7 protein-coding genes are annotated in these 8345 nt (G+C 42.0%); 4 read left to right on the top strand and 3 right to left on the bottom strand.

The window, feature by feature from the left end:
• Window positions 1–108 precede the first annotated feature (108 nt).
• Window positions 109–750, top strand: a complete 642-nt coding sequence (locus PY364_RS27270; RefSeq protein ID WP_275570854.1) for a heme-copper oxidase subunit III — start codon at window positions 109–111, stop codon at window positions 748–750.
• A 126-nt stretch (window positions 751–876) separates the two neighbouring features.
• Here the strand turns inward: PY364_RS27270 and PY364_RS27265 are convergent, their stop codons facing one another.
• A complete protein-coding gene (locus tag PY364_RS27265; protein ID WP_275570853.1) occupies window positions 877–1137 on the bottom strand; it encodes a MoaD/ThiS family protein in 261 nt (86 codons plus the stop codon).
• A 365-nt stretch (window positions 1138–1502) separates the two neighbouring features.
• Here PY364_RS27265 and PY364_RS27260 point away from each other — a divergent pair, with 365 nt between their 5' ends.
• Window positions 1503–1790, top strand: a complete 288-nt coding sequence (locus PY364_RS27260) for a hypothetical protein (RefSeq protein ID WP_275570852.1) — start codon at window positions 1503–1505, stop codon at window positions 1788–1790.
• 108 nt (window positions 1791–1898) lie between these two features.
• On the opposite strand, the gene PY364_RS27255 is transcribed toward PY364_RS27260, so the two are convergent.
• Entirely contained in the window at window positions 1899–3137 is a 1239-nt protein-coding gene (locus PY364_RS27255; RefSeq protein ID WP_275570851.1) for an esterase-like activity of phytase family protein, read from the bottom strand.
• 9 nt (window positions 3138–3146) lie between these two features.
• Between PY364_RS27255 and PY364_RS27250 the strand changes: the two genes are divergently transcribed.
• A complete protein-coding gene (locus PY364_RS27250) occupies window positions 3147–4478 on the top strand; it encodes a tetratricopeptide repeat protein (RefSeq protein WP_275570850.1) in 1332 nt (443 codons plus the stop codon).
• A gap of 66 nt (window positions 4479–4544) precedes the next feature.
• Here PY364_RS27250 and PY364_RS27245 read toward each other — a convergent pair whose 3' ends face one another.
• Window positions 4545–6125 carry a N,N-dimethylformamidase beta subunit family domain-containing protein gene (locus tag PY364_RS27245; protein WP_275570849.1) on the bottom strand — a complete coding sequence of 527 codons (1581 nt, stop codon included), beginning with the start codon at window positions 6123–6125 and terminating at the stop codon, window positions 4545–4547.
• 129 nt (window positions 6126–6254) lie between these two features.
• On the opposite strand from PY364_RS27245, the gene PY364_RS27240 reads away from it, so the two are divergent.
• Window positions 6255–8204, top strand: coding sequence for an FAD-dependent oxidoreductase (locus PY364_RS27240; RefSeq protein ID WP_275570848.1), 1950 nt, complete (start codon window positions 6255–6257; stop codon window positions 8202–8204).
• Window positions 8205–8345 lie beyond the last annotated feature (141 nt).

Genomic DNA, 8345 nt, shown 5'->3' with positions numbered 1-8345 from the left:
CGGTATGTTACCGCCCAGAGGGCGGCGTTACGGAGTTCTGTCCTATAACAATTAACAACTAACAACTAACCACTAACAACTAACCACTAACAAAAACATTAGAAAATTATGCAAGGTTCAACAATTGACGTTCCAGATAATGTTGTCAACTCGTCTATCCCGCCAGAAGCGACGGCTAATGTAGCCGAACATCACGAAGAACATCAGGATTTGCGGGTTTTCGGACTGCTGACTTTCTTGGGTTCCGAATCCCTAATGTTTGGCGGATTTTTTTCCGCTTATTTGTTATTGAGAGGTGCTACAGAGGTTTGGCCTCCTGAAGGGACAGAAGTAGAACTATTGCTACCTACGATTAACACAATCATTCTGGTTTCAAGCAGTTTTGTGATCCACATGGGCGATACAGCAATTAAAAAGAATGATGTCAAAGGAATGCGGCTTTGGTATGCTGTAACTGCCTTAATGGGGGTTATTTTCTTAGGTGGTCAAGCTTATGAGTACCTGACTTTAGGCTATGGTTTGACTGCGAATATTTTTGCTAATTGTTTTTACCTGATGACAGGTTTTCACGGTTTGCACGTTTTGATTGGTGTGTGTTTAATTTTGGGTGTACTGTGGCGGAGTCGCCGCGAAGGACACTATTCAAATGTTAAGCATACTGGTATCGAAATGGCAGAGATTTACTGGCACTTCGTAGATATCATCTGGATTATTCTGTTCACTTTGATTTATATTCTGACACTGTTTTAAGTCAGTTGTTAGTTGAGTAGAAATCCCCTCTGTTCCTTTTTGGGAATAGAGGGGTTGTCTTATTGGGAGTAATTTCTAAAGCCGTAATAGCGCGAATATCAAATCTACGCCTCCGTACCCCCATCCCTAACCGCCACTGACGGGAGGGACAAGAACAACTTCATCGCCGTTTTGAAGGATAGTTTCAGGGGTGACAAATTCAAGATTAACACCAAAGCGAGTGCGATCGCGCCACTGTTCTAATTTTGGATGTTCTGCGATCAAACCTTCTAAGACTTGGGAAACAGAAGTTTGTGGGAGAATTTCTAATTGTAATTCAGACTTACCGTAGACTTCTTGGTAAACAGCGAAAAGTTTAATAGTGATACTAATCGATGAGTTGGACATTCTGCGATCGCGTTTAAGAACTATTTTAATTTTAAGGGCAATTGCGACCCGCAAACCATAAATTAATTACTGTTAAGAGAGGGCGATCCCAGAAATTTGATATAATGTATCTGAAAAATAGTTGTAAACAAAATGAAATCAATCCTGTAGTAGTTTGCACCCCTAGGGAGTTTAGGGCTAGCTTTAGGGACAGCGATAGTGGCGCAGGCGCAAGGGTAAGTGCAGACGGCTAAGGCGATCGCGCCAGTGCTAGAGTAAGAATGGTAGGTTTGGTTGAACAAAGGAAAACCCAAGATTAGAATTTTAGCAATACTTTTTTAAATTGCTATAAGATTAATAGTAAACTTGGTATTATAGGTGAACAAATGGCGAGTAATGATTTTAAGGTTATTCAAATCATAGAAGCTAAAGGTTGGTATGCTTTTGGCAGCACTAAACATAGCAATCACATAGAGAGATGGGTAAGACCTGTGGTATGTTGGGTATTAATAGAAGATAAAAAAAAGCGGCGTATAGTTACTGCTACTACTAATTATCAGATCGATATTGACAATAAAGAAGTGGAGTTTTTCGCCCATGAAAGTGAGATAAGAGATGTAGAAAATCTGCCGAAGTCTGTCTCAGTATCAGAGTTTTTAAAGACGGAAGATTGAGGGGTAATTGGTAATTGCTAATCGCTAATTGCTAATCGCTAATTGCTAATTGGGGAAAAAGCCTCCCCCGCTCCCCTGCTCCCCCTCTCTTCCCCTAGCCCCTAGCCCCTAGCCCCTAGCTATATATTTTAATCGAAATAAGATAAACTGAGTTTTTTGCTCCTCATCAAAATTATCATCACTCACCAATACCAAACTCTGACTACCATCTGATAAACGCGGCCCTAGCGTCATTCCTTCTAAATTGTAGAGAGGAATTCCTAAATCCTTTAAGTCTAATAATAACTTTTTCTTGATAGGCTCAGCCGTTGTTACGTTACCTTTCAAACTGTAAATTCTAGAAGTATCAGTAGCACCTCCTAATGCTAATTGAAAAATCTTAGCACCATATCCAGATAACCCAAAGCTACGCTCTAAACTGAGAAAGTGACCGCCTTTACCTACCGCTACTAATTCTGTTAATCCATTTAAAATAGTCAAAGGAGCCGGATCTAACTGGTAGAAATTTTCCGATACTAATTGTGCTGTTTTATCGACTATGACATAATGCAATAAACGAAGATTTTTAGCCTGCTCCGGGTCGCTATCTTGGACTAAAGGGGCTTCGATAGCTGTAAATATCCGAAATGGATCGAGACCATCAAAACTTAAGCTTTCTGGGTCTATAGTTAAGGATTCAAATCCTAAATTATCAACAACTCCTCGCGCTTGCTTTTCATCTGTTGTATCGGGAATATAACGCTCTGGTATGGGTAAACTACCTCGCATTTTACCAGTTTTCAAGTCAAATTCTCGCACAAAAGGAGGAATGCCAATGTGCGTTACACCTTCGCTAGCAACAAATACTGATTTTCTGGGAGAAATGGCGATACCTTCAGGATTAATAGAATCTTTCGAGAAGGTTTTTCCGTCTTCACCTACGAGATAAGTCACGCCTTCAACTGTGACTTTATTAATGTTATTTTTTACACTATCCGCTGCTGCAAGGTTAAGTTTGAGAGTATAAAATCTCGCGTCACCGTATTCGCTAGGATCGTCAGAGATGGCATAAAATCGAAAGGCAGGATCGTTAGGAGTTGCAGTACCTTTGCCATCGTAAGCAATTCCCGATAAACCGCCAACGGGGACACTATCAAAGTCGATTTTAGGCAGTTGATACTCGCTTAAGAAGTCGATGGAGAGAGGGAGAAAGATGCGATCTTTTGCAACTCCTTGAGGAGGGCTACAGGCTGTGGCAAAAGTTAATAAAATTATGGCTAAAGTGAATAAGCGCAAGATGCGCTGACTTACTAGGTGTGTTAGCTTATTGATTGGGTTCCCTAATTTGTTTTTATTTGTTTGTAGCATTGTTTTGATATGCAAAATTTGATGGTTCAGAAATGGCTTTTGTGTCGCGGTACCGCAATTGTTCGCGTGGCAAGTTTTACGTTGTTTTCTTTGTGGTTGTGCGCTGGTTCTGTTGCTAACGCTCAAACTAATCAACCCACATTGGATCAATTTTCTCCCAATCCGCTTGAGATTACCACATCCGATCCCCTGCTGCCGACACCCCCTAAAAAAGGTGAAAATCTCGATCCTGAGCAAAGTCAAGAACTGGCGGCGGCTCTGGATCGGTTAAACTTAGAGGCGCTAGCTAAACTGCAAGCTGCGGATGCGCCGGGAGCTTTTGAAATTTGGAACCGGGAATTACGGTTGCGGCGTTATCTTGGCCCTGTGGCGGAAGTAGAAGCGCTAAATCGGGTGGGGAAAATTGCTTGGGAAAATAGTCAGAATCTTCAATTACAGTTTATTACGCAACGGTTGCAAGCTATTCAAAAAGAAGTTTTGTCTCAATCTACCGTGAATGTGGAGTTATTGCAAGGACTGGCTTTGGCTTTTCAACAGGTGCGGGCCAAAGGGCCAGCAGTGGAAGTTTATCAGCAGATTTTAGAGGCGGCGCGATCGCGCGAGGATATACCAGCAGAAGCTCAAACTTTGAAGGCGATCGCGCAACTTCATGCGAATTGGTTTAATTACGAAAAAGCGGCTGCTGTCTATGAGGAATTGGCAGCTTTAATTCAAAATCATCGCGATTTATTTGTGGTTAATCCCGGCGTACCAAATCGTACCACAGTTCAATCGGGTAATGGTGCAGCGGCGGTTCCAGTAGCTCCTCCAACTGAAGAGGAATCTCTCAAACAATTGGCTTATATGTACGAGCAGTCTAGAAAACCGTTGCTGGCGATCGCGGCTAGGGAAAAATTAACATCTCTATATTTGAGCCAGCAAAATCTTAAGGCGGTTCCTCCTTTAAAAATGGATATTGCTTCTAATTACGAAGTGCTCGGTCAACTGAATTTAGCAAATCAATACTATCAAGAAGCTTATGCCTCAGCCTTAGTGGTTCAACAATTTGCTGTGGCTAGTGAAGCTTTGGAAAAAATGGCGAAACTCTACCGTTCCCAAAAACAGTGGGATGCTGCTTTGAAGATTTATCAAGTACAGTTGACTGTCGAGCAGCAGTCTTACAATTTGTATGGAGTAATGGAAACTTACGATCAAATTGGTCAAGTTTATATGGAGTTAAAGGCTTACTCCAAAGCTTTAGCTGCTTATCAAAGAGGGTTGGAGGTTGCTAAACAGTTGAATCACAAGCAAGAATATTTTGCGAGGAAGATTCAGAAATTAAATCAACGATTAAAAAATTAATCGTAACGCCGCCCTCTGGGCGGTTATTGCACCGTCAATATGAGGGCTTTACAAGAGGTAATAACATTAAGATGAAGGCGTTATTGGCGGCCTACTTGATATCATTTTAGCCAAAACATTCCGCGTTATTTGCTGAGCACCTGGATTTAAACGAGAGGGCCGCAATTGGGGAGCATTGTAATCATCTAATCCCCACGCCCACTGCATAGAACCAGTGGCGAATACTGTAGCTCCTGAAGCTGCTGTATAAACTGTCATATCCGCATAGCGAGTACCACCGTTATAAGAGTATGGAGAATGAGCAACGCGGACTATATTTTGGGGAGCATTACCAAACATTCTGTCAACTTCATAACCCAATAATCCCCGCAATTTATCACCTGTTTTCAATCCGGTTTTTTCCAGTAACCAATTGGGAGCTTCTCGATCGATTATAATATCAGAATTCACCTGAAATGTTTCGTACATGACTCCAATTAGCGCATCTTCAGGAAGTCCGACAGCTTTATTTCGCCAGAGAGTTGTCACGCGGGGGTCTCTCGTAGAAGAAGCGAGAACTTCGCCAAAGGGATCGAGGGATGCTAACTCTTTATAAGCGACAATTGTCCGATTCAATTCTTTAGTAATCCGGCTAGGTTCTAAGCGAATTTGCCAATAGCAAATATTTGAACCAAAAAAGCCAATGCTGATACCTTCATTCCTCGCAGATTCGATATTTTGCCGCATATCCCAAGACCAATATTCGTCGTGTCCTACTACTAGAAATGCTTTGTGAGAAAACAGCAAATCTGGGTTAAAATGGGTATCAATATCTGTGGCATAAGTGACATCGTAACCTTCGCGTTCTAGCCACCGCAACGTATTGTATTCCCATCCAGCATTAGAAGTTCTCTTTTTTGGCTGAAAGTTAGTCAAGAATTCTCCCGCACCAACTCCGTAAGCAGCGGTAGGATTTGGACTCATCCCATAGGGGCGATTGAAGGAAACTTTGTAAGCTTGTTTCCGGCGACTATTCCAGCGATAAAGGGATTTAAAACCCCAATTATTGTAAGCTTGAAATGTGGTAACGCTAGATTGGAATAAAATATCTGATTTGCGCTTATCATCTCGGACTACAAAAATGATATAACTTTGCTTACCTGTTTTGTTCGCAGTTAATTTGACTAGATAAACTCCGCTCGTCCACTCGCCTCCACTATTGGGTATTTTCAAAATGTAAGGGTCTTTCCAATCGCACTCGATTAGTCCTGATGTTGGGTCTTCAATTGGTGGCGGCTGTCTGAATCTATTGCGAACAATTGGGTGAGTCATGCGACGACCACCTAATCCATTATACCATCCAGTACGAAAGATTTCTATGGTGTAATTAGCAGATTTGGTGTTAACAAATAGCTTGATTTCTCCGCCGCGATTTACACTGGTAAGGGAGGCATAGCCTTCTATTTCTCGTTTAGTAGCTGGGTTTGTTAGTTGCCAGTCTGTTGTACCTAATTTTTGATTTTCAATTACAGTAGGATTTTGTGAAGTTGGGGTGGCGGCAAGAATTGGGGGATTTTTGGCATTTGCGGCTGCACGGGAAATGAAAGGTGCAGCTAAGGCAATGCAAAAAGCTTTTAAAAATTCTCTGCGGCGGGTTTTAACTGTCATTTGCAATAGGTAATAGATGATGTCTCATGTAAGATGATGATTCTGGATTACGATCTCAAAATCCTGATTCTTTTTTAAATTTATATAGGCAAAGGTATATAGTTAATTTTAGTCAAAAATATTGTACGTATGAGTCAATTGAATTCACCGCGATCGCAACCAGTTTCTCGACGGACAGCCCTAAAATTGCTTGGTGTGGGTGCCGCCGGAGGAATGCTGAGCTACTCCCGTTTCTCGAAGCCCCAGCCAGCCGTTTTTGAGCAAGATACTTTGAACTTGCCGCGACTGCTGAACCGTCCCACAAGCGTTGTGGTTGTTGGGGCTGGCTTAGCAGGCCTTGCCTGTGCTTACGAACTTTCCCAGAGGGGTTTTACCGTGACTCTTTTGGAGCGATCGCCCCAACTCGGCGGCAAAATTGCTAGTTGGCCGATACAAGTTGGCAACGAAAGTTTTATGATGGAACACGGATTTCACGGTTTCTTCCCTCAATATTATAACCTCAATAGCATAGTTAAAGAACTGAAAATTACCGAAAATTTTCTTTCTTTAGAATCCTACGCTGTTGTCTTTCGAGATGGCAAATACAAGCCTGAAGTCTTCCGTCCCAGCCATTCAGCTTTTCCCTGGAATGTAGTTGATTTAGCAGTAGCATCTCCCAACCGTTTGCGGTGGGGAATCGATCTCACAAAACCTGCTCATTGGGAAGTTTTTAAGGAAATTGGCGGCTTTCAAGCTCAGAAAAGTTTTCAGCGACTTGATGATATATCTGTTGCTGACTGGGTAAAAGATGAGTTTCCGCGAGGGCTTTATGACTTGTATTTTCTACCCTTTGCTAAGTCTAGCCTCAATGCTCCCGATCGACTGAGTGTGGGAGAATTAATGCAATTTTTCCACTTCTATTTTTTTGGAAATCCAGAGGGTTTAGCCTTCAACGGTACGCGGCAAGATATGGGTACAAGTTTGGTTAACCCTATTGCTAAGGCAATTGAAAGTAAAGGCGGAAAAGTTTTAACTGATGTCACAGTTAGCGAAATTAATTGGAAAAATAGCAAGATTAATTCTCTGAGTTATCAATCAGGAGATGTGCAGAGTAATGTCCCTTTTTGGGTACAGAAAAACCCGATGCTTAATGATAGCTCAGGTACGGAATATTTGGGGGCAGGAGATAGCGTGTTTGCCACGACTGCGGATGGAAAAGATGCAATCTCTCTCACCTGCACTCACCAAGGTTGTACAGTTCAACGAGAGAATGATGGTAAATTTCATTGTCCTTGTCACGGAGCAATTTTTGATAATCAAGGGCGCGTTATAGCAGGGCCAGCTCAAAGAGATTTACCACGTTTTAAGGTGGTTCAGCGTCAGAAAGATGAGGTACAATTAGTAGCCAGTATTAATAATTCTCCTGTCAAGGATTTCACAGAAACAGTGCAGGCAGATTACTATGTTTTTGCTACTGATGTGCCGGGGGTGCAACACCTGTTTACCTTGATGAGTGGTGAGGTGAATCAGTCGGTACAAAGTCAGATAGAAAAGTTAAATGTAGCAGATCCTTTTGCTGTTGGCCGCTTCTGGTTTGACCGCGATTTTGATTGGGAACACAGCAATTTTACTTCGCTATCGGGTTATCAACTGACCGATAGTATCACACTTTATCACCGAATTCAAGATCAATTTATCGAGTGGCATCAGAAAACAGGTGGTAGTGTTGTAGAATTACACGCTTACTGTTACAAAGAGAAACAATTTCCGAATCAGCAAGTTTTGCTGGCTACTTTTGAAGCAGAACTCTATGAAATTGTGCCACCACTGAAAGAGGCTAAGATGCTGCATCGGGAACTGGTAAATCAAAAGAATTTTTCCGGTTATCCACCGGGAAGTTATGCGGAACGCCCGCAAACTTCCTGCAATGTGCCTAATCTTTTGTTTGCTGGGGATTGGGTGAAAATGCCGTTTCCTTGTGGTTTAATGGAAAGAGCAGTTAGCAGTGGTTTGTTAGCAGCTAATGAGATTATACATCAGGAGGGATTGCAAAAACGAACTCTCCTAACTGTGAATCCAGAGGGATTCTTGAAAATCTAAATTTTGTTAACGGTTAACTATTAACCGTTAACTGTTAGATACTTCCTTAATCATTCGGCGATTGAAATCGCTACTACACAAACAAAGTCCGCCTGCGCGGACTAAATCAGAAATTATGTAAAGAAACCCGATTTATTGCCT

Origin of the sequence: Kamptonema sp. UHCC 0994 (assembly GCF_029167235.1) — a bacterium.
GTDB lineage: Bacteria > Cyanobacteriota > Cyanobacteriia > Cyanobacteriales > Microcoleaceae > Kamptonema.
The sequence above is the reverse complement of the archived record's forward strand: the minus strand, read 5'-3'. Positions and strand labels throughout refer to the sequence as shown.